Here is a 22685-nt window from a genome sequence, read left to right as displayed (position 1 = left end):
CCCACGCCACGGAGCCGCCTCCATGTCACTCGATCCGTCGTCTTTCGACTCGTCCCCACGTCTGTCCTCCCGGATGGCCGGTCTGCGCAGTTCCGCCATCCGGGATCTGCTGACCCTCACCGCGCGTCCGGAGGTGATCAGCCTGGCCGGCGGACTGCCCGCCACCGAACTCGTTCCGCGGGAGAGGATCGCCGAGGCCGCGCACCGCGCCCTCGCCGATCCGCGCTCGGTCCAGTACGGCGAGACGTCCGGCTGGGCGCCGCTGCGCGAGACCGTCGCGGCCCGGGAGGGCGTCAAGGTGGGGCGGTCGATCGACCCGGCCGAGGTCGTGGTCACGCACGGTTCGCAGCAGGCGCTCAGCCTGCTCGCGCAGGTGCTCCTCGATCCGGGTGACACCGTCGTCGTCGAAGAACCCGGCTACACCGGTGCGCTGCAGGTGTTCCGCACGGCACAGGCCGCGCTGGTGCCCGTCGCGCTCGACGCGGACGGCATGGATACCGCGGCACTCGAGCAGGCTCTGCGGGAGGGGTTGCGGCCCAAGCTCGTCCACACGGTGAGCAACTTCCACAACCCTCGCGGCGTCGTGCTGTCGGCGGAGCGGCGGGTCCACCTCGCGGCGCTCGCGGACGAGTACGGATTTTGGATCATCGAGGACGACCCGTACGGCGAACTGTGGTTCGATGCGCCCGCGCCCGCCCCGGTCGCGGCGCACTCCGATCGGGTGATCCGGCTGTCGAGCGGATCGAAGACCCTCGCCCCGGCGCTGCGGATCGGCTGGCTGCACGGCGATCGCCGGGTGTGCGAGGCCGTCGAACTGCTCAAGCAGGGCGCGGACCTGTGCGGTTCGTCGCTCACACAGCAGATCGCGACGGAACTGCTCGGCGACGCCGCGTGGCTCGACGGGCATCTAGCCACCGTCCGTGCCGCGTACGCGGGGCGCGCGCACGCTCTCGTCTCGTCCCTCGAAGCCGCTTTCGGGGAACGTATCTCGCACGCGACGGTGCACGGGGGGATGTTCTGCTGGATCGAGTTCGCCGACGGCACGGACACCACGCGCCTGCTCGACACCGCCGTCGGGCACGATGTCGCGTTCGTGCCCGGCGGGGCGTTCGGCGTCGCGAGCGCCCACCCGCATGCGGCCCGGTTGTGTTTCGCGACCTACGACGGCGCGGTGCTGGCCGAGGGCGTAGACCGGCTGCGGGCCGCCCACTCGGCGCATCGCTCGGGAACTGTGATCGGTGCCTGAAGAGTTTTGTACAAAACCTTGTGATCTGTACCAAATGGCTTTGTCGGTGATCGATCTTCTGCGCTCGAACCGCGGTGCTTCCGCCCGGCCGGACTGTCGGACCGCGCGCCTAGCATCCGTGCAATGACGACGTCGGAGGTTCCGTTCGGGGAAGCGCGGGCGCAGCTGCGGGAGCTGGTGTGCCGGGTGGGATACCGCGGCGAGCGGATCACGATCACCCGGCACGGTGCGCCGGCCGCGGCGCTCGTTTCGCTCGACGACCTGAGAAGTCTCGAGGCGTTCGCGCCCGTCGGGGGCGATCCGGTGGGGCCCGAACGCCAGACGGTGGACGAAACCGTCGCGGTCGGCGGTTCGCTTCGCGAGGTGTGGAATGCGATCGCGCGGTACCGCGAACGCGCCGGATGGTGGGTGGATCTTGTCGTCGATGCGGAGGTCGGTGGCGATGCCCTCATCTCCTGGGACGAGCGCAGAGGCAGGGTCGTGGACTGCGTCGACGGTGAGACCATCGCGATGAGGTGGGGATCCGAGGCCGCAACGGCTCAGTCACCGATCGAGGTGCGGATCGACTTCGCCGGGGACGACGCCGAGGTTCGGATTCGCGCAACTCAGGTAGGGCCCGGTCCGGGTGCGGATTACTGGCGCGAGCGACTCCAGGCGTGGAAGGCCTACGTGGAGGCGTTGTCCTCGTCGGTCCAGCCGTAGGTGCGCTCGACGGCCTTGTTCCAGCCGGCGTAGAGGCGCTCGCGCTCGGCGTCGCCCATCCGAGGTTCCCAGGTCTTGTCCGCCGCCCAGTTGGTGCGGATGTCGTCCTCGCTCTCCCAGAATCCGACGGCCAGGCCGGCCGCGTACGCCGCGCCGAGCGCGGTGGTCTCGTTCACGACCGGACGCGTGACCGGGACATCCAAGATGTCCGACTGGAACTGCATGAGTGTCTCGTTGACCACCATGCCGCCGTCGACCTTGAGCGTCGTGAGTTCGACCCCAGAGTCGGCGCGCATGGCCTCGATGACCTCGCGGGTCTGGTACGCGGTGGCCTCGAGAGCGGCGCGCGCCAGGTGACCCTTGTTGACATATCGGGTGAGTCCGGCGATGACGCCGCGTGCATCGGGACGCCACCGCGGCGCGAACAGACCCGAGAAGGCGGGCACGAAGTACGCACCGCCGTTGTCCTCGACGGTCTGTGCCAGCGGTTCGATGTCCTTGGCAGACTGGATGATTCCGAGGTTGTCACGCAGCCACTGCACCAGCGAGCCGGTGACGGCCACCGACCCCTCCAGGGCGTAGACGGCGGGCTTGTCGCCGAGCTTGTAGCAGACCGTGGTGAGCAAACCGTGCTCGCTGTGGACCTTCTCGGTGCCGGTGTTGAGCAGAAGGAAGTTGCCGGTGCCGTAGGTGTTCTTGGCCTCGCCCTCCGACAAGCACGCCTGACCGAACGTCGCGGCCTGCTGGTCACCGAGGATCCCGGCGATCGGGATTCCCGCCGAGATGCCGGGCAGCGCCAGATCGCCGTACACCTCGGATGAACTGCGGATCTCGGGCAGCATCGACACCGGGATTCCCATCGCCGCACAGATGTCGTGGTCCCAGTCGAGGGTCTCGAGGTCCATCAGCAGAGTGCGCGAGGCGTTGGTCACGTCGGTGATGTGCAGACCGCCGGTGAGGTTCCAGATGATCCAGGAGTCGATCGTGCCGAAGGCGAGTTCGCCGGCCTCGGCCCGCTCGCGTGCGCCGTCCACGTTGTCGAGGATCCACCGCACCTTCGGCCCCGAGAAGTACGTGGACAGCGGCAGCCCGGTGGTCTCGCGGAAGCGTCCGCGACCCTCGTCACCGCCGAGCTCGTCGCACAGACTGTCGGTACGGGTGTCCTGCCACACGATCGCGTTGTAGACGGGCTTTCCGGTCTCGCGATCCCACACGACGGTGGTTTCGCGCTGATTGGTGATTCCCACCGCGGCGATGTCCTTGGCGGTCAGGTCGGTCTTGGCCAGGACCGACCCGACCATCTCGCGGGTGTTGGTCCAGATCTCCTCGGGATCGTGCTCCACCCAGCCCGGCTCCGGGAAGATCTGCTCGTGTTCCTTCTGTGCGACGCCGACGACGTCACCGTCGTGATCGAAGATCATGCACCGGCTCGAGGTCGTCCCCTGGTCGATCGCGGCGATGTACTTGGTCACGGTCATCCTCGTCTCTCGGGCAGTCTGGCCACGAAGCTACTAGCCTGAGACCAGATTCGCCGACAACCACGGGAGACCGAGTTGGACAAGCAGCCTGGTGTGCAGTTCCTCGGCCCGCAGCAGCGGGCGCAGGCGTGGGACCAGTTGGGAACCGAGCAGTTCGACGTGGTGGTGATCGGTGGCGGGGTGGTCGGTGTGGGCGCGGCCCTCGACGCCGCGACCCGCGGACTGAAGGTCGCGCTCGTCGAGGCGCGGGATTTCGCGTCGGGCACGTCGTCCCGTTCGTCGAAGATGTTCCACGGGGGTTTGCGCTACCTGGAACAACTCGAGTTCGGGCTCGTCGCGGAGGCGTTGCACGAACGGGAGTTGTCGATGTCGACGCTCGCGCCGCATCTCGTCAAACCGCTCAAGTTCCTCTTCCCGCTGACCCATCGCGGGTGGGAGCGCCCGTACATGGCGGCCGGGTTCCTGCTGTACGACCGAATGGGCGGCGCGAAGTCCGTTCCGGCACAGAAGCATCTGACGCGGGCCGGCGCGCTGCGGATGGCGCCCGGACTCAAGCGTAATGCGCTGATCGGCGGTATCCGCTACTACGACACCGTCGTCGACGACGCCCGTCACACGATGACGGTCGCGCGTACCGCGGCGCACTACGGTGCGGTGGTGCGTACCTCCACGCAGGTCGTCGGTTTCCTGCGCGAGGCGGACCGAGTGTCCGGTGTGCGCGTGCGGGATTCGGAGACCGGCGCCACCACGGAAGTGAAGGGACACGTCGTCATCAACGCGACCGGCGTGTGGACGGACGAGATCCAGGCGCTCTCGCACCAGCGGGGCCGGTTCCGGGTGCGCGCATCGAAGGGCGTGCACATCGTGGTTCCGCGGGACCGGATCGTGAGCGACTCGGCGATCATCCTGCGTACCGAGAAGTCCGTGCTGTTCGTGATTCCGTGGGGCAACCACTGGATCATCGGCACCACCGACACCGACTGGAACCTCGACCTCGCGCACCCTGCCGCCACCGAGGCCGACATCGACTACATCCTCGGCCACGTCAACAAGGTGCTGGTCACCCCGCTCACCCACGAGGACATCGACGGCGTCTACGCGGGTTTGCGTCCACTGCTTGCGGGGGAGAGCGACGAGACGTCGAAGCTGTCCCGCGAGCACGCGGTGGCGCGCGTGGCGCCGGGCCTGGTCGCGATCGCCGGCGGGAAGTACACCACCTACCGGGTGATGGGCAAGGATGCCGTCGATCTGGCGGCCGAGGATCTTCCGGCGGCCGTCGCGTCGTCGATCACCGAGAAGGTTCCGCTGGTGGGCGCGGACGGCTACTTCGCGCTCGTGAACCAGGCGGTGCACCTCGGACAGCTGTACGGATTGCACCCCTACCGGATCAAGCACCTGCTCGGTCGCTACGGATCGCTGATCGACGAGGTTCTCGCCCCGGCCAAGCAGTCGCCGGAACTGTTGCAGCCGATCACCGATGCGCCCGACTACCTGCAGGCGGAGGCCGTGTACGCCGTCGCCGCGGAGGGTGCGCTGCACCTCGAGGACATCCTCGCCCGCCGCACGCGCATCTCGATCGAGTACACGCACCGCGGGGTGAACTGCGCCGAGCAGGTGGCCCGCCTGGTCGCGCCGATCCTCGGCTGGGACGACGCCACGATCGACCGCGAGGTCGAAACGTACCGCGCCCGCGTCGAGGCCGAGGTGCTCTCGCAGGCGCAGCCCGACGACCTCTCCGCCGACGCCCTGCGTGCCGCGGCCCCCGAGGCCCGCGCGGAAATTCTCGAACCGGTACCCGGCACCGCCCCTAGTGGGTCAGCACGACCTTGAGCACGACGATCGCGGTGGCGACGACGGCGAGCGCCGCCGCCGCGATCAGCGTGTAACCGGACGGCCGCTCGCCGCGCAGGCGCGTGATGACGAACACCATGGACGCGATCCGGACGAGGATCGCGACCTCGGCGATCACCTGCGCGGTGAACGGTTCGAGCCAGCCGAAGTATGCGGTACCCAGCACGACGATCGGCACGACCGCCGAGCTCAGTACCGGTACCGAGTCGCGAAGCTCCGCGAAGCGTTCGGCGGTGGTCAGCTGACGGCCCGAGCGCACCGACTTGCCCACCCCCTCGGCGAACGCGTGCGCGATGAACGTGGAGATCGCCGTGCCGGCGACCACGGCGATCGTGCGGGAATCGCTGCGCGAGATCGTTTCCGGGATCAACGCCGCGAGGATGAGGATGTTGCCGTACACGTAGGCACTGATCCGGCTGGCGGCGTTGTCCTTGTCGAGCGGCACGGACCGGCTCAGCAACGGCCGGTGCAGCAACGAGCGGAGATCCGATTCCATGCGACAGAGCGTCGCACAATCACCCCATGGGTGGCGCGTAGTGACTCGGATCGTTGCGGTGGACGAGCCCGTCATGCGAGCCGACTTCCCGAAAGAGTGACTACACCTGTTGTCAGATTAGGATCGGCGGAAGTCGGTCAAGGACTGGAGGGTTGTTGGACGCGCAACGGCGGACCTGGGCGGGCACCGGCCTCGAGGAACGCCGCGCCGCGCGCCGGGAGGCACTCCTGGGTGCCGGAATCGAACTGCTGGGCGCAGAGGGCGGCGCCGCCGTCAGCGTTCGAGCGGTCTGCCGATCCGCCGCGCTCACCGAGCGCTACTTCTACGAGAGCTTCGCCGACCGGGACGAATTCGTGCGGGCCGTGTACGAGGACGTGGGCAGGCAGGCGCGGGACGCGCTCGTCGCGGCCGTGGCGTCGTCGGGATCGCCGCAGGATCGGGCGGTCGCGGCGGTGTCGACGTTCGTCGAGTTGATGGTCGACGATCCGGCGCGCGGGCGGGTGCTGTTACTCGCACCACTGGCCGAACCGGCGCTGGGTGGACAGGGACTCGAACTCGCGCCGGCATTCGTCCTGCTGGTGCACCAGCAACTCTCGCCGCTGTCCGATCCGGACGAGCGTCAGATGACGGCGGTCGGTCTGGTCGGAGCTTTGACGAGCCTGTTCATCGGATACCTCGACGGCACGATCACCGCTCCGCGCGAGCAGTTCGTCGCGCACTGCGTCGCGCTGCTGCAGGCGGCGGGTCAGCCGCCGGGCGGGAGCAGGGGCTGACAGTTCGGACACCAGAAGATCGACCGCTCACGGCCGGGCTCCTCACCGAACTCGGCCGCGGCGATCGGAGTTCCGCAGCGCAGACACGGCTTGCCGCCGCGCCCGTACACCCAGTCCCGTCGTCCCGGTCGCCGGTCGCCGGTGGTGACACGGACGGGTCGGTCCCGGTTGGCGCGGAGCACCCGGTGCGCGAGGTCGACCACCTTCGGCAGGTCCGGCACCCGAGCGGTCGGGGTGCGCGGATCGACGCCGCGCAGGAAGCAGATCTCGTTGCGGTACACGTTGCCGATACCCGCCATGATGCGCTGGTCCAACAGTGCCTCGCCGATGGGACGTTCGCCCGCCGCAACGAGATTCGAGGTGGCCACCACGGCGTTCCAGTCCGCGCCGAGTAGATCGGGGCCGAGATGCCCCACCACACTCTCCTCGTCGCTGCGATCGACCACTTCGGTGATCCCGAGGGAGAAGCCCACGGCGACAGTGTCTTCGGTGCCCAGTACGATCCGTGCCTGGTGCGCGGGACGCCGCCATCGAGCGCCGCGTGGATACACCTGCCAGGAGCCCTCCATCTTCAGGTGCGTGTGGATCGTGTGCGCGCCGATACGGGTCAGCAGATGTTTGCCCCGGGCGACGACCGCGTCGACCGCCTCGCCGGACAGGTCCACGGTCGCGTAGCGCGGCACCCGGATGTCGCACTCGGTCAGGACGCGACCGGCGAGCGCGGTATCGAGGCGTCGCGCGGCCTGCCACACGGTGTCTCCCTCGGGCATCGCGTCACGCCCGCAATCGGAAGCCGCGCGGGGTGGCCGAGAAGCCCACCTCGGTGAGCAACGGCGCGAAGTCGTTGCCGTGGATGGTGGCGCCGTCGACCTTCTCGACGACGACCTTGTCGATGCCGCCGCGTTTCACGGTGGCGGCAAGCGATTCGGCGGCGGTGCGCAGGACGCCGATGTCGTCGGTGAAGGTGAGGACGGTCCGTCCGCCGCGCTCGACGAACAACACCAGTTCGCCGTCGACGAGCGACACCAGGCCCCCGGCCTTGCGGCCCGGGCGATGCTTGGGGGCATCGTCACCGGCCATCGACTGCGGCCACGGCAGTGCCGCGCCGTAGGGGTTCGCGGGGTCGGACGCGGCGAGTGTGACGGCAGGTGCCGTCGTGTGGCGGCCCTCGATCGAGTCGCTGTGGGTGCGTAGGCGATCGACCACATCGGGCGTGGAGAACTGCGCGCCCCCGAGGGTGTCGACGAAGTAGCCGCGCCGGCAGCGTCCGCCGTCCTCGAAGCCGGTGAGCACCTTGTACATCGACGCGAAGCCGCCGGGAACCTCCTCCGCGACCACCGAGCCGCGCGTGACGACGCCGTACCGCTCGAGCAGCAGATCGGCGGTGGCGTGGGCGCGGAGCGTGGGGTCGGGTTCCGGTTCGGGTAGTAGCGACCACCGTCCCCCCGCGGTGGGCGGGCCGCTGCGGGTGGGCATCGTGGGACGTCCGAGCCGGCGATACGCGTGAGCGCGGGGCGCACGCCGCGGCGTGCGGTGGCTGGGGGTGGCACGCGAGGTGTCCGACAGCAGCGCACGCAGCGGGGCCAACGTGTCGTTTCCGATGTACCCGGCCCACACCAGGTCCCAGAGCGCGGCGGCGAGTGCGGTGTCGTCGGTGGACTGCACGGTGTCGGACAGTTGCCGGAAGAAGTACGCGCCGCCGCCGGCCAGGGTGTCGAGGATGCTGCGATGCAGGTCGGTGAGATCGATCTCGGCGGGCGTCGCCAATGTCAGCGGAGACGAGTCGGCCAGGTGCAGGCTCACCCAGCCGTCCTTCCCGGAGATCTGCCCGGCACCGGACCACAGCACCTCGCCGGTGGCGGTGAGTTCGTCGAGCATCGCGGGGGAGTAGTCGCGCACCCGCGACGCCAGGATCAGAGACTCGAGGGCGGACGCGGGAACGGGAACGCCCGCAAGCTGTTCCACGACCGTCACCACGCCGTCGAGTCCGCGCAGCGAGCCACCGACATGCTGCCAGCCGGGCAGGAACCGGCCCAGCGTCGCGGTGCTGACCGGCTCCACCTCCTCCCGCGCCGCCGCGAGCGAGCGGCGCCGCAGTCGGCGCAACACCTCGGCGTCGCACCATTCGCTGCCGGACGCGCCGGGCCGGAACTCGCCCTCGACGACACGTTTCTCGTTCGCCAGTCGCGCAAGGACGTCGCGAGCGACGGCGGAGCCGATTCCGAAGCGCTCCGCGGCCTCCGACACCGTGAACGGACCGTGCGTGCGCGCATAACGACCGAGCAGATCGCCGAGCGGATCGTCGACGGGTTCGATGAAGGCGGCCGGCGTACCGATGGGCAGCGGCACCCCCAGCCCGTCGCGCAGCCGGGCGGCGTCCTCGACGGCCGTCCACCACTGGCGTCCTGCGAACGAGACGCGCAGCGCGCGCCGGTGCGCGACGAGCTCGTCGAGCCACGGCACCGGATCGGCGGTGGAGCGCTCGGCGGCTTCCTCGGTGGTGACCGGGCCGAGCAGACGCAACAGATCGGCCATGCCCTCCACGTCGCGGGCATGGCGTTCGGGCGCCAGCCGCTGCAGTTCCCGCTCGGCTTTCGCGATGACGTCGGCGTCGAGCAGTTCGCGCAACTCCACCCGGCCGAGCAGTTCGGCGAGCAGTGTGGAATCGAGCGACAGTGCGGCTGCGCGACGCTCGGCGAGCGGGCTGTCGCCCTCGTACATGAACGCGCCCACGTAGTCGAAGAGCAGCGAACTCGCGAACGGTGACGGCGTTGCGGTCTCGACCTCGACCATCCGGATCTGCCGGCGGGCGATGCGGCCGAACAGATCCCGCAACGCGGGCAGGTCGTAGACGTCCTGCAGGCATTCGCGCACGGTCTCGAGCAGGATCGGGAAGGTCGGGAACTTGCGCGCGACGTCGAGCAACTGTGCCGACCGCTGCCGCTGCTGCCACAACGGGGCCCGCTTGCCGGGGGTGCGGCGGGGTAGCAGCAGTGCGCGTGCGGCACATTCACGGAACCGGGACGCGAACAGCGCCGAGCCGCCCACCTCGTCGGTGACGATGTCCTCGATCTCGTCGCGCTCGAACGCGAACAGTTCCGCGCCGGGCGGGGTGTCGTCGGTGTCGGGCAGACGCACGATGATGCCGTCGTCGGACGCGGTGGGGGCGGCGTCCACACCGAATCGCTCACGCAGGCGCGCACCGATCGCGAGCGCCCACGGTGCGTGCACCCGCAGCCCGTACGGCGAGTGCAGCACCAGTCGCCAGTCGCCGAGCTCGTCGCGGAAGCGCTCCACCACGAGGGTGCGGTCGGTGGGTACCCGCCCGGTGGCCTGTTGCTGGTCCTCGATCAGCGCGGCGAGGTTGGTGGTGGCGTTCGTGTCGAGCCCGGCGGCGACCAGACGCGCGGCCACCTCGTCCGGCGTGCTGGACGACAGCTCGCGCAGGAAGCCGCCGAGGGCCTCGCCGAGTTCGGCGGGACGGCCGAGACCGTCGCCGTGCCAGAACGGCAGCCGTCCGGGCAGCCCGTACGCGGGACTGACCAGCACCCGGTCGTAGGTGATCTCCTCGATCCGCCAACTGGTGGCGCCGAGCGCGAACACGTCGCCCACGCGGGACTCGTAGACCATCTCCTCGTCGAGTTCGCCGACCCGGGACTGTCGCTCGCCCACCATGTAGACGGCGAACAGGCCGCGGTCGGGGATCGCGCCGCCCGACGTGACGGCCAGACGCTGCGAACCGGGGCGCCCGGTGAGGGTGCCACCGTCGCGGTCCCACACCAGGCGGGGACGCAGTTCGGCGAACTCGTCCGACGGATAGCGACCCGCGAGCAGGTCGAGCGTCGACTCGTACGCCGAACGGGGCAGGGTCGCGAAGGAACCGCTGCGCCGGACGACGTCGTACCACTGTTCCACGTCGAGAGGTTCGAGGGCGGTGGCGGCGACGGTCTGCTGCGCGAGGATGTCGAGCGGATTCGCGGGAATCTCGAGTGCCTCGATCTTGCCGTTCGTCATACGTTCGACCGTGACGGCGCAGTGGATGAGGTCGGTGCGGTGCTTGGGGAAGAGCACACCACGGGAGATCTCGCCCACCTGGTGTCCGGCGCGGCCGACGCGCTGCAACCCGCTCGCGACCGACGGCGGCGCCTCCACCTGCACCACGAGATCGACTGCGCCCATGTCGATTCCGAGTTCCAGGCTGCTGGTGGCCACCACGCAGCGCAAACGCCCGGACTTGAGGTCGTCCTCGATGATCGCCCGCTGGTCCTTGCTGACCGAGCCGTGGTGGGCCCGCGCCAGCAGGGGATCGGCACCGTAGTTGACCTCGGTGGGCGCGCCGAGCTGCGCGGGCGGTCTGCCCTGCTTCTCGACGGCGCCGCCGAGCCGTTCGGCGTAGATCTCGTTGAGCCGGGCGGTGAGCTTCTCGGCGAGCCGGCGCGAGTTCGCGAACACGATCGACGAGCGGTGGTCGAGGATCAGATCGACGATCTGTTCCTCGACGTGCGGCCAGATCGACCCGGCCTGCGGAGTGGGCGACATCGACTCCGGATCGGGCTCGGCGATACCGAGTTCCGTCATGTCCTCGACCGGGACCCGCACCGTGAGATCGAACGTCTTCGCCGCGGGGGGAGCGACGATGCGGATCGGTGCCGAACCCGCGAGGAAGCGGCCCACCTCCTCGTGCGGGCGCACCGTGGCCGACAGTCCGATCCGCTGGACCGGTTTGTCGCGCAGCATGTCGAGACGCTCGAGCGACAGCGCGAGGTGGGCGCCGCGCTTGGTGCCGGCGACCGCGTGGACTTCGTCGACGATCACGGTCTCCACGCCGGTGAGGGTCTCCCGCGCCGACGACGTGAGCATCAGGAACAGCGACTCGGGTGTGGTGATGAGGATGTCCGGCGGCGTCTTGATCATCTTGCGCCGTTCGCCGGTGGGGGTGTCCCCCGACCGCACACCGACGCGGATCTCGGGCGGTTCGAACCCCAGACGTTTCGCGGTCTGTGTGATGCCTACCAGCGGCGCCCGCAGGTTGCGTTCGACATCGACGCCGAGCGCCTTGAGCGGAGAGATGTAGAGCACCTTGGTGGTGCGCTGCTCCGTGGTGCGCCGCTCAGCGGCGCGCTTCTCGTCGGATGCGCCGGCCTCGACCGCCGTCGCCAACCGGTCCAGCGCCCACAGGAACGCCGACAGCGTCTTTCCCGACCCGGTAGGCGCGACGACGAGCGTGTGCGAACCACTCGCGATGGAGTCCCACGCACCCAACTGGGCGGCGGTGGGTGCGGGGAAGGCACCGTCGAACCACTCCCTGGTGGGCGCGGAGAAGCGATCGAGGACGGCGTCCATGCGGTCCATCTTGCCTGCAGGTACCGACACTTCGCCGATCAGCGATGCGGGCGCCCGACGGTCGCGGAGGCGACATCGCGTCTCTACTCCACGCCGGTGTCCCACGCGGTGGTCGGCACGCTCGCGCCGGAGAGTCGGTATGCCGGGGCGAATGCGGTCGAATCGGACATCACCGGACGCTGCCGGACCGGCGACGGGGCCCGTCGTCGAAGTCGTCCGAGAATCGGTCAGGAATCCCGGTTAGGCCGTACAGACCGGCCTCCACTCATTAGTCTAATGGATGTTCCGGACGGTCTTTGACCAGGTCGGGGCCGTCTTCCCGCAAGGAGGGAGCTCCCCGTGAAACTCCACAGGACTGCGGCTGTGTCCGTGCTCGCCATCGCTGCACTCGGCGTGGCAACCGGTACCGCCTACGCCGAGCCCGGGCCGCCGCCGGCGCCGGGCGCAATCCACTACCAGACCCAGATCGGCGCGAACGGTACGTCGCTCGACACCGTCCTCGATGCGGGCACCTTCCGGGTGGCCGGCGACGTCGTCGACGTCGTCGATCCGGCGGGGACGACCGTCGGCACCGTCCCGCTCACCTACCGGGTGGCCGGGGTGGACGTTCCGCTGGTGCCGTCGGTCGACGGCGGCAAACTCACTCTCACGCCGGCGATCCCGGCACAGGGTGTGAGTGCGCTGAACAACGTGGACGCGCGCCAGGACGCCTACTCGAACATGATCAGCGAGATCGAGAAGGGCTGGGTGGGCGGCGGCCAGATGAATGCGCAGATCGGCGCCGGTGTGGGCGCGGTCGTCGGGTGTGTGCTGTTCCTGTTCGTCGGCTGTATCCCCGGTGCGGCGATCGGTGGCGTCATCGGCGCGGCCACCGGAATCAGCAACGCCAACCCTGCGGTTCAGCCCGCGATCTTCGATTTCATCGGCACCCTGTACTGACCGAGCCGGAGGGTCGTGAGCCGACGCTCGCCCCTGAGTCGGGGAGGGGCGAGCCTCGGTGCAGGAGGGCGCGCACATTGTCGGTGACGATCCGCGCCGAGATGGTGGGGTCGATGGCGCGCTGGATACCGAGGCCCACTCCGAGGCTGAGGATGCTGCGCGCCGCCTCCTCGGGCGGCAGCGGCAGCGCGGTACCGGTCGCGGCGGTCAGCGAATTCACCAGCGCGAGAACCATTCCGTGCGCCATCCCCAGGGCCGATGCCAGCGCGGCCTGCACGTCGGGGTCGTGCCGGCAGGCGGCGATGAACTCGAACTCGAGCATCGTCCAACCCACGTCGCCCAGGGTGCGCTCGGCCCACTCCTGGATACGTTCGAGAAGCTCGTCGAGTTCGCCGTCGGCGGCCACGAGCGCTGCCACCTCTTCGAACTTCGTCGTGTGGATCAGGTCGAGAACCTCGAGGCACAGTTCCTTCTTGCCGCGGAAATTCGAGTACACCGCGCCCTTCGAGTAGCCCGCCGTCTCGGCGACCTTCTCGAGAGAAGTCAGCGCGTAGCCGTCGGTGAGGAACAGGTCGCGGGCGGTCGTGAGCAGCTCCGCGCGGGTGCGGGCCTGGCTTTCCGATCTGGTCAAACGTGCCATGCCGTCATTCTTCACGACATTTGGGCTACCGAGAGTATTTGAATGCTGCTAGTTTCTGGATATGACTTCGAGTGACACATATCTCGGTCGCGGGTTGGTCATCGGATGCGGGGGGACGCTGGGGGCGGCATGGACGGTCGCGGCGCTGATCGCGATCCGGGACGCCCTCGGGTGGGACCCACGCGACGCCGACGTTCTCGTCGGCACGTCCGCGGGTGCCGAACTCGTCACGATGCTCGGGAGCGGCATCGGTGTCGACGAGATCCTCGCGATGCAACTCCGGGAGTCGACGCATCCTGTGCTCGCCGGACACCTCGCCGGCGCGCCCGGCCGATTCCCTCCACTGCCGCGCCCACGCCCGGGTGCGCCCGGTCTGCTGAGGCGTGCGCTGCCCACCATGACCCGGTTGAGCGGACTGCTCCCGGAGGGGCGCGGAGACGCGGAATGGCTCGACCGCCTCGCCACCGGCGTCGCGGGGTCCGGTGATTGGGTCGCGCATCCGCAGACGTGGCTGGTCGCGATGGACGCCGCGACCGGGGAGCGAGTGCCCTTCGGCGCGCAGGGGGCGCCGAAGGCGGCGCTGTCCGAGGCGTTGCGGGCGTCGTGGGCGATCCCGGGCTGGATGCGGCCGGTCACCATCGGCGGCCGGAGGTACGTCGACGGCGGTGCGGCATCCACCGCGTCTGCCGACCTGCTGGCCGAACGCGGACTCGGCGAGGTGATCGTGCTGGCGCCCATGGCCTCCCGGGGTCGGGTGCCCGGCCGGGGATCGGCCGCTCTCGAGCGAGCGGTCCTGCGGAACTGGATGAGTGCCGGACTCGACGCCGAGTGTGCGGCGTTGGAGGCGTCCGGCACGCGGGTGATCCGGGTCGACGCGACGGCCGAGGATCTCGCTGTGATGGGCCCCAACTTCATGGACGACAGGCGCCGACTCGCCACTCTGGAACACTCGCTGCGCAGCACCCGAACGTCGGTGCAGCGCGCCCTCGCGACGGGAGCGTCCGCATGACCGGCCACCACGAGGTGATCGTCGTCGGGGCCGGAATCTCGGGTATCGGTGCCGTGATCCGGTTGCAGCGCATGGGGATCGGCGACGTCGTGATCCTCGAGAAGGCCCACGCGCTCGGCGGAACGTGGCGCGACAACACATATCCGGGCTGCGCGTGCGATGTGCCGTCCGCGCTGTACTCGTATTCGTTCGCACCGAACCCGGGGTGGAGCCGACTGTTCGCGGGACAGCACGAGATCCGCGAATACATCGAGCGGACGGCCGCCGAGCACGGCGTGCACGAGCGAGTCGAGTTCGGCACCGAACTGCTGCGTGCCCAGTGGGACGAGCCGACGCGGCGGTGGGTGCTGGAGACGTCGAACGGCACCTTCACCGCGAACGCGGTGATCGCGGCCGCGGGCCCGTGGAATCAGCCGCTCGTCCCCGACATTCCGGGGCTCGACGGGTTCGCCGGGGAGGTGTTCCACTCGTCGCGCTGGAACCACGACTACGACCTGTCCGGCAAGCGCGTCGCCGTCGTGGGGACGGGCGCGTCGGCGGTGCAGTTCGTCCCCGAGATCGCGCCGGTGGTGGGGGAACTGCACCTGTACCAGCGGACCGCTCAGTGGGTACTGCCCAAGCCCGACACCACGCTGCCCGGTCCGGTCCGGGCGGCGATCGGAGCGGTGCCCGGGGCGCTGAACGCGTTGCGGCGCATCCAGTACGGGATCATGGAAGCTCTCGGGGTCGGCTTCCGTAACCCGTGGATCCTGCGGGTGATCCAGCAGATCGGCCGCATGCAGTTGCGGGCGCAGATCCGGGATCCGGAACTGCGGCGGTCGCTCACCCCCGACTACACCCTCGGCTGCAAGCGGCTGCTGATGTCCAACAGCTACTACCCGGCGCTGAACCGTCCGAACGTGGAGGTGCACGCGAACGCGGTGCAGCAGGTGCGGGGCAACGTGGTGATCGGCGCGGACGGGCAGGAACGGGAGATCGACGCCATCATCTTCGGCACCGGTTTCCACATCCTCGACATGCCCATCGCCGGACGGGTGTTCGACGGTCAGGGGCGCAGCCTCGGTGACCACTGGAAGGGCAGTCCGCAGGCGTACCTCGGCACCACCGTCGCGGGATTCCCCAACGCGTACGTGCTGCTGGGTCCGGCGCTGGGTACCGGCCATACGTCGGCGTTCATGATCCTCGAGGCGCAGCTCGACTACCTGACGGCGGCGATCGGAGCGGCGCGCGCAGCCGGCTGGACCCGGATGGAGACCCGCCCCGAGGTGCAGGCGGCGTTCAATGCGGAGGTGCAGCAGGCCCTCGCCACCACCGTCTACAACGCCGGTGGCTGCCAGAGCTACTTCCTGGACGTCAACGGCCGCAACAGCTTCAACTGGCCGTGGTCGACGGGTCGCATGCGAGAACGACTGCGCGACTTCGACGCATCGGCCTACCTGACGTCGACGGAGGTGTCGCCATGACCCGGTATCCCGATATCGCGCTCGAGGGTGCACGAGTGCTCGTGACCGGTGCCGGACGCGGCATCGGCCGCGCCACCGCGAAGGCCTTCGTCGCCCGTGGAGCGGACGTCGCCCTCGCCGACCTCGATCGGAGTGCGGTCGAGCATGCCGCAGCAGGCATCGGCACTGCCCATGTTCTCGACGTCCGGTCCCGGACGGCATGGGACGCGTGTGTGGCTGACGTCGGGGCGATCGACATCCTCGTCAACAACGCCGGTGTCATGCCGGTCGGCGGGTTCCTCGACGAGCCGGACGCGACCGGTGAGATGACGATCGACGTCAACGTGTGGGGCCCGATCCACGGGATGCGGGCCGTGGTGCCCGGCATGATCGAGCGCGGACGCGGGCACGTCGTGAACGTCGCGTCGCTCGCTGGGAAGATCGCGATCCCCGGGCTGGCGGTGTACAACGCCAGCAAATTTGCGGCCGTGGGACTCTCGGCGACAGCCCGGCTCGAGTTCGCCGACCACGGAGTGAGCGTCAGCACTGTCCTGCCGAGCGCCGTACGCACGACGCTCACGTCGGGCATACCGCTCGGCAAGGGACTGCCGACGGTCGATCCCGAGGACATCGCCGACGCGATCGTCCGTACCGTCCGCACCCGCCGCGCCGAGACACCCGTTCCGGGTTACCTCGCGGCACTCGACGTCGGGCTCGCCGTGGCACCGGAACGGTTGGTGCGGTGGATCCGCCGCGCCGTCGGCGGTGAGCGTGCACTGACCCGCGTCGACCCCACCGCACGGGCCGACTACGACGCGCGGCTGCGACGCGACGAGAACCGCGGCGAGCAGACCGGCTAGCCGAACTCCACCCCTTGCGCGAGGGGGAGTTCGTCGGAGTAGTTGACGGTGTTGGTGGCGCGGCGCATGTACGACTTCCAGGCGTCCGAGCCGGACTCACGCCCGCCACCGGTGTCCTTCTCGCCGCCGAACGCGCCACCGATCTCGGCGCCGGACGTGCCGATGTTGACGTTCGCGATGCCGCAGTCGGAGCCGTCGGAGGCGAGGAATCGCTCGGCCTCGCGCTGGTCGGTGGTGAAGATCGACGACGAGAGCCCCTGCGGGACAGCGTTGTGCAGTTCGATGGCCTCGTCGAACGTGTCGTACGCGAGGACGTAGAGGATCGGCGCGAACGTCTCGGCCCGCACGATCGTGGTCTGTGATGGCATCCGGACGATCGCGGGCCTGACGTAGAACGAGCCGCCGCCACCGATGCGTTCGCCGCCGGTGACGACGACGCCGCCGTCGGCGCGCGCGGTGTCGAGCGCGGAGTGCATCGCGTGCAGCGCTGCTCCGGAGATCAACGGGCCCACCAGGACGCCGTCGTCGAACGGGTTGCCCACCCGCAGTTGCCGGTACGCGTCGGCGATCCGGTTGGTCACCTCGTTGACGATCGACCGGTGCACGATGAGCCGGCGCAGCGTCGTGCAGCGCTGTCCCGCGGTCCCGGCGGCCGCGAAGACCACCGCGCGCACGGTCAGATCCAGATCGGCCGACGGCGTCACCACCGCGGCGTTGTTGCCGCCCAACTCCAGCAGGCAGCGGCCGAAGCGGGCTGCTACCCGGGGCGCCACCGCGCGCCCCATCCGGACCGATCCGGTCGCGCTCACGAGCGCGATCCGCGGGTCGTCGACCAACTGCTCGCCCACCACCGCCGTCCCGAGCACCACGTGGTGCAGGCCGTCCGGGGCTCCGGTCTCGGCCGTCGCCCGGCGCAGCAGCGCGTCGCACGCGATCGCGGTGAGCGGGGTCGTCTCGGACGGCTTCCACACCACCGGGTCACCGCACACCAGCGCCAGCGCGGTGTTCCACGACCACACCGCGACCGGGAAGTTGAACGCCGAGATCACCGCCACCACGCCGAGCGGATGCCACGTCTCCGCCAGCCGATGCCCCGTCCGCTCCGAGGCGATGGTGCGCCCGTACAGCTGCCGGGACAGTCCGACCGCGAACTCGCAGATGTCGATCATCTCCTGGACCTCGCCGAGGGCCTCGGAGCGGATCTTCCCCGCTTCGAGGGTCACCAGGTCCGCCAGGTCGGTCTTGTGCTGGACGAGCAGCTCACCCAACCGGCGGACCACCGCGGCCCGCCCCGGGGCAGGCGTAGTCCGCCACGGCGGGAACACCTCCGCCGCGCCCCGCACCGCCGCGTCGACGTCGGCGGACGTGCTGGGGTGCAGGAAGGCCAGCACGGAACCGTCGATGGGCGTCCGCGCTTCGATGGGGGCCGGTCCGGCGTCGCCGGCGATGTCGGGAAGTGTTGCCCCGCAACGACCAAGCGCCGCGATCGCCCGGTCCGCCAACAGTCCTGTGCCGGGAAGTGTCATCGCCGTTGTCCTCTCGACTGTTCCTGCTGACGTCGGTACAGCTCGTACGGATCGTGGATGTCCCGGCCGATCGCCGCCGCTAGCGAGGCGCGGGAGAAGTCGGTGCCGGACCCTGCGGCGGACGCGGCAGTGTCGGTGTGGGTGTCGGTGTCGGTGTCGGTGTCGAGATTCGATCGAAAGATGCCGGCCGCGGACTTCGGTAGGAAGTCCTCGTAGACGATCGGTTCGCGCACCCCGTCGTGGTACGTGAAATAGGCGGCCTCGTGTTTCTCGAGTTCGTCCTCCGACGCCGGGAAGCGCTTGTCCCACAGTCTGTTCGCGTTCGACGGATCCGCGTCCATCAGCTCGTCGTAGAGTGCCCGCCCACTCGGGGTGAGTGCGATCCCGCGTGCCTCGACCTCGCCGAACCGCACCCGCAGCGCGCCGTCGGTGACCGAGCCGTCGGGCAGCGCGAAGCGGCGCGGTTCGGCCAGCGCCCGGAACGACGTCTGCCGCAGCAGCACCGCCGGGCCGTGCCACCGCGGCGGCCCCTGGATCCGGTTGATCATCGCGATGCCGCGCGCCGACATCCGCGCGTACAGGTCGTCGATGTCGAGCACCCGCGGCGTCAGGTGATTGATGTGGGTGCTGGTGACGCCGCCGATGTCCGCAGCCACCGCGGAGACCTGCTCGAGTTCGCGATACCACCCCAGGTCCACCGGTTCGTGCGACAACTCGAACACCGACGTCGCGAGCGCCACGAAGCGCTGCGCCTGCGGCTCGTCGAGGCCCCCGTCGTCCGCGGCGCGGCGGGCCAATGACAACAGCACGTCCGGGAACAAGCGACGGCGTGCCAGGAAGCGGTCGAGTTGCCGCTGCAAATCGGCATCGAAGAAGCGCCGATCCGATGTCGTCAGCATCGACGTGAACACCCGGAACGGGTTACGCGCCAACTCGTAGGGATCGATCGGGCGGAAGGCGGTGGATACCACCGGCACCGGCGGCGTCGCCTCGCGCAGGTCGTAGAAGCCCACCGGGTACATGCCGAAGCCGGCGAACAGCACCGCGACGTCGTGCATCTCCGCCGGCGTCCCGACCCGGATTGCGCCATGCCGTTCCGCGGTCACCCGTCCGATGCTGCCGAGGCGTTCCGCGGTGTCCGGGTGCGCGGCCAGATGGTCCGCATTGACCTGTTCGGTGACATCCACGAGCGTCGTGTACTCCGGAACCTCGCGGCCGTACATGCGAGACAGCGCCGCAGCGAATCTCGACCGCAGTTCGTGGATTTCGGCCATCGCTCCTCGATCGTACGAGCCTCGATGCCCGGACGTGGGGCGGAACGCTGACGTAACCTTTGAGCATGAGCACCGCGGTCCGCCCCGCGGCCGGTGACTCGAACCTGCCGGCCGGGCGAGTGCACGACGTCCTGCGAGCGCACATGCTCGCGGACGGTTTCGACCTGGTCCTCGATCTGGAGGCCTCACGCGGAGTGAGCGTGGTCGATCAACGGGACGGCACCGCGTATCTGGACATGTTCGGGTTCTTCGCGTCGTCCGCGCTCGGCATGAACCATCCGGCACTCGCCGACGACGGCGCGTTCCGTCACGAACTCGCGATCGCCGCGATCAACAAGCCCAGCAACTCCGACGTCTACACCGTCCCGATGGCGCGGTTCGTCGACACGTTCGCGCGGGTGCTCGGGGATCCGGCGCTGCCGCACCTGTTCTTCGTCGACGGCGGCACCCTCGCCGTGGAGAACGCGCTCAAGGTCGCGTTCGACTGGAAGAGCCGCCGCAACGAGGCCGCCGGACGCGATCCCGCGCTCGGCACCCGGGTGCTGCACCTGACCGAGGCGTTCCACGGGCGCAGCGGCTACACGCTCTCGCTCACCAACACCGACCCCACCAAGATCGCGCGGTTCCCCAAGTTCGACTGGCCACGGATCGACGCGCCGTACCTGACCGACGGACGGGACGTGGAACAGGCCGAGGAACGCGCGCTCGCGCAGGCACGGCGGGCATTCGCCGACCACCCGCACGACATCGCGTGCTTCCTCGCCGAACCGATCCAGGGCGAGGGCGGCGACCACCACTTCCGCCCCGAGTTCTTCGCCCGAATGCGGGAGTTGTGCCTCGAACACGACGCGCTGCTGATCTTCGACGAGGTCCAGACCGGCTGCGGGCTCACCGGAACCGCGTGGGCGTACCAGCAGCTGGGCGTCACCCCCGACGTCGTCGCGTTCGGCAAGAAGACGCAGGTGTGCGGGATCATGGCCGGCGGCCGCGTCGACGAGGTGCACGACAACGTCTTCGAGGTGAGCTCGCGGATCAACTCGACGTGGGGCGGCAACCTCACCGACATGGTCCGGGCCCGCCGGATCCTCGAAGTGATCGAGGAGGACCGTCTGATCGACCGCGCCCGGCTGTGCGGCACCCACCTGTTGCGCCGGCTCGACGACCTCGCGGCCGCCCACGACGCCGTCACCGAGCCACGGGGCCGCGGGCTGATGTGCGCGATCACGCTGCCGACGGCCGCGCACCGGGACCGAGTGGTGACGCGGCTGCGGGAGCGCGAACACGTCCTGTTCCTGGCGACGGGGGAGCGCGGCATCCGGTTCCGGCCGCCGCTCACCGTGACCATCGCCGAACTCGACGCCGCCGTCGACGCGCTCGATCGGACCCTGGCCGCGGTGCATCCGTAGGGGCCGAAGTCCCGAATACCTGGTGTTTCGGCCCACATCGGTGGTGCGCCGGGCGGGATCGCGGCCTCGCCTCGTTACGATTGTCGAGGTCTATCGAGGAGGCAGACGAGTGCAGATCACCAGCGTCGGACACGCCGGATTCCACATCCAGACCGAAGCGGGGTCGATTCTCTGCGACCCGTGGGTGAATCCCGCGTACTTCGCGTCGTGGTTCCCGTTCCCGGACAACACCGGTCTCGACTGGGACGCCCTCGGGGACGTCGACTACCTGTACGTCTCGCACCTGCACAAGGACCACTTCGATCCGGAGACCCTGGCCGCGCACGTCAACAAGGACGCCACCGTCCTGCTCCCCGACTACCCGGTGCCGGACCTCGAGCGTGAACTCCGCAAGCTGGGCTTCACCAAGTTCTTCGAGACCGAGGACTCCGTCAAGCACACGGTGAGCGGTCCCAAGGGCGACCTGGACATCATGATCATCGCGCTGCGCGCGCCGGCCGACGGCCCGATCGGCGACTCCGGCCTCGTCGTCTCCGACGGCGAGACCGTGTGCTTCAACATGAACGACGCCCGGCCCGTCGACATGGACCCGATGCTCGAGGCGTTCGGCAAGATCGACATCCACCTGCTGCAGTACTCGGGCGCCATCTGGTACCCGATGGTCTACGACATCCCGGCCGGCACCAAGCGCAACTTCGGCAAGCAGAAGCGCCAGCGCGGCATGGACCGCTGCCGCAGCTACATCGAGCAGGTCGGAGCCACCTGGGTCGTGCCGTCCGCCGGTCCGCCCGTGTTCCTCGACGACGCGCTCCGTTCGCTCAACGACGATCACGGCGACGAGGGCAACATCTTCCCCGACCAGATCGTGTTCCTCGAGCAGATGAAGATCCACGGCAACGACGGCGGCCTGCTGATGATCCCCGGCTCGACCGTCGACATCCACGGCGAGAAGGCCACCCTGGCGCATCCCATCCCGGACGCCGACGTCGAAAAGATCTTCACCGACAAGGCCGCCTACATCGAGGACATGGCGCAGCGCATGGCGCCCGTCATCGCCGCGGAGAAGGCCTCGTGGGCGCCCGCCGAGGGCGAGCCGCTGCTCGGACCGCTCAAGGCCAAGTTCGAGCCGATCATGGCGCAGTCCGACGTGATCTGCGACGGCATCGGCTACCCGGTGGGACTGGTGATGGGGGACGAGACCGTCGTCCTCGACTTCCCGAATCGCACGGTCCGCGAGCCGCAGGAGGGGGACGGCAAGTACCGCTACGGCTTCCGCATCGCGCCCGAACTGGTGCGCACCGTGCTGCGCGACGACGAACCGGACTGGGTCAACACGATCTTCCTGTCCACCCGCTTCGAGGCGTGGCGCGTCGGCGGGTACAACGAGTTCCTCTACACGTTCTTCAAGTGCCTCACCGACGAGCGCATCGCGTACGCCGACGGCTGGTTCGCCGAGGCGCACGACGACACCGCCTCGATCGAGGTCGGCGGCTACGAGATCCAGCGTCGCTGCCCGCACCTCAAGGCGGACCTGAGCAAGTTCGGCGTCGTCGAGGGCTCCAACCTGACGTGCAACCTGCACGGCTGGCAGTGGGACCTCGAGACCGGCCGCTGCAAGACCTCGAAGGGCCACGAACTGCGCTCGAAGAAGCTGAGCTGACGGCCCACCCCACACGACACGAGCCCGGCGGCCGAGACTT

The 22685-nt window shown here is 69.4% G+C and carries 17 protein-coding genes; 10 read left to right on the top strand and 7 right to left on the bottom strand.

The features are described from left to right. Positions 1 to 22: 22 nt before the first annotated feature. Together C7H75_RS17875 and C7H75_RS17870 are read left to right on the top strand one after the other, a co-directional pair. Positions 23 to 1246 (top strand): aminotransferase-like domain-containing protein, encoded by a 1224-nt coding sequence (locus C7H75_RS17875; RefSeq protein ID WP_005518597.1) that lies wholly within the window; start codon positions 23 to 25, stop codon positions 1244 to 1246. A gap of 123 nt (positions 1247 to 1369) precedes the next feature. Next, positions 1370 to 1948 (top strand): type II toxin-antitoxin system prevent-host-death family antitoxin, encoded by a 579-nt coding sequence (locus C7H75_RS17870; protein ID WP_022597205.1) that lies wholly within the window; start codon positions 1370 to 1372, stop codon positions 1946 to 1948. Here C7H75_RS17870 and glpK read toward each other — a convergent pair. Next, complete coding sequence (glpK, locus tag C7H75_RS17865) at positions 1912 to 3426, bottom strand: glycerol kinase GlpK (protein WP_044991324.1); 1515 nt, start codon at positions 3424 to 3426, stop codon at positions 1912 to 1914. The two genes, C7H75_RS17870 and glpK, sit on opposite strands and share 37 nt — an antisense overlap. A 75-nt stretch (positions 3427 to 3501) precedes the next feature. On the opposite strand from glpK, the gene C7H75_RS17860 reads away from it, so the two are divergent. Next, a complete protein-coding gene (locus C7H75_RS17860) occupies positions 3502 to 5256 on the top strand; it encodes a glycerol-3-phosphate dehydrogenase/oxidase (RefSeq protein WP_005518605.1) in 1755 nt (584 codons plus the stop codon). On the opposite strand, the gene C7H75_RS17855 is transcribed toward C7H75_RS17860, so the two are convergent. After that, positions 5234 to 5773 carry a hypothetical protein gene (locus C7H75_RS17855; protein WP_005518606.1) on the bottom strand — a complete coding sequence of 180 codons (540 nt, stop codon included), beginning with the start codon at positions 5771 to 5773 and terminating at the stop codon, positions 5234 to 5236. The two genes, C7H75_RS17860 and C7H75_RS17855, sit on opposite strands and share 23 nt — an antisense overlap. A 155-nt stretch (positions 5774 to 5928) precedes the next feature. Here C7H75_RS17855 and C7H75_RS17850 point away from each other — a divergent pair, with 155 nt between their 5' ends. Beyond that, positions 5929 to 6546 carry a TetR family transcriptional regulator gene (locus C7H75_RS17850; RefSeq protein ID WP_069856644.1) on the top strand — a complete coding sequence of 206 codons (618 nt, stop codon included), beginning with the start codon at positions 5929 to 5931 and terminating at the stop codon, positions 6544 to 6546. Here C7H75_RS17850 and C7H75_RS17845 read toward each other — a convergent pair. Together C7H75_RS17845 and C7H75_RS17840 are read right to left on the bottom strand one after the other, a co-directional pair. Then, positions 6519 to 7316: a DNA-formamidopyrimidine glycosylase family protein gene (locus tag C7H75_RS17845; protein ID WP_081186872.1), complete on the bottom strand. Its 798-nt coding sequence runs from the start codon at positions 7314 to 7316 to the stop codon at positions 6519 to 6521. The two genes, C7H75_RS17850 and C7H75_RS17845, sit on opposite strands and share 28 nt — an antisense overlap. Before the next feature lie 4 nt (positions 7317 to 7320). Continuing rightward, a complete protein-coding gene (locus tag C7H75_RS17840; protein WP_064057820.1) occupies positions 7321 to 11889 on the bottom strand; it encodes an ATP-dependent helicase in 4569 nt (1522 codons plus the stop codon). A 363-nt stretch (positions 11890 to 12252) separates the two neighbouring features. Between C7H75_RS17840 and C7H75_RS17835 the strand changes: the two genes are divergently transcribed. After that, positions 12253 to 12828, top strand: a complete 576-nt coding sequence (locus C7H75_RS17835; RefSeq protein WP_005518616.1) for a DUF8020 domain-containing protein — start codon at positions 12253 to 12255, stop codon at positions 12826 to 12828. Here C7H75_RS17835 and C7H75_RS17830 read toward each other — a convergent pair. Next, complete coding sequence (locus C7H75_RS17830; RefSeq protein WP_064076667.1) at positions 12809 to 13468, bottom strand: TetR/AcrR family transcriptional regulator; 660 nt, start codon at positions 13466 to 13468, stop codon at positions 12809 to 12811. The two genes, C7H75_RS17835 and C7H75_RS17830, sit on opposite strands and share 20 nt — an antisense overlap. 61 nt (positions 13469 to 13529) lie before the next feature. On the opposite strand from C7H75_RS17830, the gene C7H75_RS17825 reads away from it, so the two are divergent. Genes C7H75_RS17825 through C7H75_RS17815 form a run of 3 tightly spaced genes read left to right on the top strand, consistent with a single transcriptional unit; the run spans position 13530 to position 16779 of the window. Further along, positions 13530 to 14477, top strand: coding sequence for a patatin-like phospholipase family protein (locus tag C7H75_RS17825; protein WP_106851658.1), 948 nt, complete (start codon positions 13530 to 13532; stop codon positions 14475 to 14477). Continuing rightward, a complete protein-coding gene (locus tag C7H75_RS17820; protein WP_106851657.1) occupies positions 14474 to 15940 on the top strand; it encodes a flavin-containing monooxygenase in 1467 nt (488 codons plus the stop codon). Before C7H75_RS17825 ends, C7H75_RS17820 begins: the two co-directional genes overlap by 4 nt. Further along, positions 15937 to 16779, top strand: a complete 843-nt coding sequence (locus C7H75_RS17815; protein ID WP_106851656.1) for an SDR family oxidoreductase — start codon at positions 15937 to 15939, stop codon at positions 16777 to 16779. The genes C7H75_RS17820 and C7H75_RS17815 overlap by 4 nt, the downstream gene beginning before the upstream one ends. Here the strand turns inward: C7H75_RS17815 and amaB are convergent. Then, complete coding sequence (gene amaB, locus C7H75_RS17810; RefSeq protein ID WP_106851655.1) at positions 16776 to 18305, bottom strand: L-piperidine-6-carboxylate dehydrogenase; 1530 nt, start codon at positions 18303 to 18305, stop codon at positions 16776 to 16778. The genes C7H75_RS17815 and amaB overlap by 4 nt on opposite strands. After that, positions 18302 to 19579 carry a 2-oxoadipate dioxygenase/decarboxylase gene (gene hglS, locus C7H75_RS17805; RefSeq protein ID WP_106851654.1) on the bottom strand — a complete coding sequence of 426 codons (1278 nt, stop codon included), beginning with the start codon at positions 19577 to 19579 and terminating at the stop codon, positions 18302 to 18304. Before hglS ends, amaB begins: the two co-directional genes overlap by 4 nt. 65 nt (positions 19580 to 19644) lie before the next feature. Here hglS and lat point away from each other — a divergent pair, with 65 nt between their 5' ends. After that, on the top strand, positions 19645 to 20985 hold the full coding sequence (lat, locus tag C7H75_RS17800; protein WP_106852037.1) for an L-lysine 6-transaminase: 1341 nt from the start codon (positions 19645 to 19647) through the stop codon (positions 20983 to 20985). Between the two features lie 109 nt (positions 20986 to 21094). Beyond that, positions 21095 to 22645, top strand: a complete 1551-nt coding sequence (locus C7H75_RS17795) for an MBL fold metallo-hydrolase (protein WP_013416780.1) — start codon at positions 21095 to 21097, stop codon at positions 22643 to 22645. The last annotated feature ends 40 nt before the right edge of the window (positions 22646 to 22685 follow it).

The sequence above is a fragment of the Rhodococcus (subgen. Prescottella) equi genome (assembly GCF_003013675.1).
Classification (GTDB): domain Bacteria; phylum Actinomycetota; class Actinomycetes; order Mycobacteriales; family Mycobacteriaceae; genus Prescottella; species Prescottella equi.
Note: the sequence above shows the minus strand (reverse complement) of the source record. Positions and strands in the feature narration are given on the sequence as shown.

What these genes read in the sequence shown, in the direction of transcription:
- C7H75_RS17830 (WP_064076667.1), bottom strand. Translation starts at nt 13,468, where the DNA reads ATGGCACGTTTGACCAGATCGGAAAGCCAGGCCCGCACCCGCGCGGAG.
- lat (WP_106852037.1), top strand. Translation starts at nt 19,645, where the DNA reads ATGAGCACCGCGGTCCGCCCCGCGGCCGGTGACTCGAACCTGCCGGCC.
- C7H75_RS17845 (WP_081186872.1), bottom strand. Translation starts at nt 7,316, where the DNA reads ATGCCCGAGGGAGACACCGTGTGGCAGGCCGCGCGACGCCTCGATACC.
- C7H75_RS17870 (WP_022597205.1), top strand. Translation starts at nt 1,370, where the DNA reads ATGACGACGTCGGAGGTTCCGTTCGGGGAAGCGCGGGCGCAGCTGCGG.
- C7H75_RS17840 (WP_064057820.1), bottom strand. Translation starts at nt 11,889, where the DNA reads ATGGACGCCGTCCTCGATCGCTTCTCCGCGCCCACCAGGGAGTGGTTC.
- C7H75_RS17815 (WP_106851656.1), top strand. Translation starts at nt 15,937, where the DNA reads ATGACCCGGTATCCCGATATCGCGCTCGAGGGTGCACGAGTGCTCGTG.
- glpK (WP_044991324.1), bottom strand. Translation starts at nt 3,426, where the DNA reads ATGACCGTGACCAAGTACATCGCCGCGATCGACCAGGGGACGACCTCG.
- amaB (WP_106851655.1), bottom strand. Translation starts at nt 18,305, where the DNA reads ATGACACTTCCCGGCACAGGACTGTTGGCGGACCGGGCGATCGCGGCG.
- C7H75_RS17820 (WP_106851657.1), top strand. Translation starts at nt 14,474, where the DNA reads ATGACCGGCCACCACGAGGTGATCGTCGTCGGGGCCGGAATCTCGGGT.
- hglS (WP_106851654.1), bottom strand. Translation starts at nt 19,579, where the DNA reads ATGGCCGAAATCCACGAACTGCGGTCGAGATTCGCTGCGGCGCTGTCT.
- C7H75_RS17825 (WP_106851658.1), top strand. Translation starts at nt 13,530, where the DNA reads ATGACTTCGAGTGACACATATCTCGGTCGCGGGTTGGTCATCGGATGC.
- C7H75_RS17855 (WP_005518606.1), bottom strand. Translation starts at nt 5,773, where the DNA reads ATGGAATCGGATCTCCGCTCGTTGCTGCACCGGCCGTTGCTGAGCCGG.
- C7H75_RS17875 (WP_005518597.1), top strand. Translation starts at nt 23, where the DNA reads ATGTCACTCGATCCGTCGTCTTTCGACTCGTCCCCACGTCTGTCCTCC.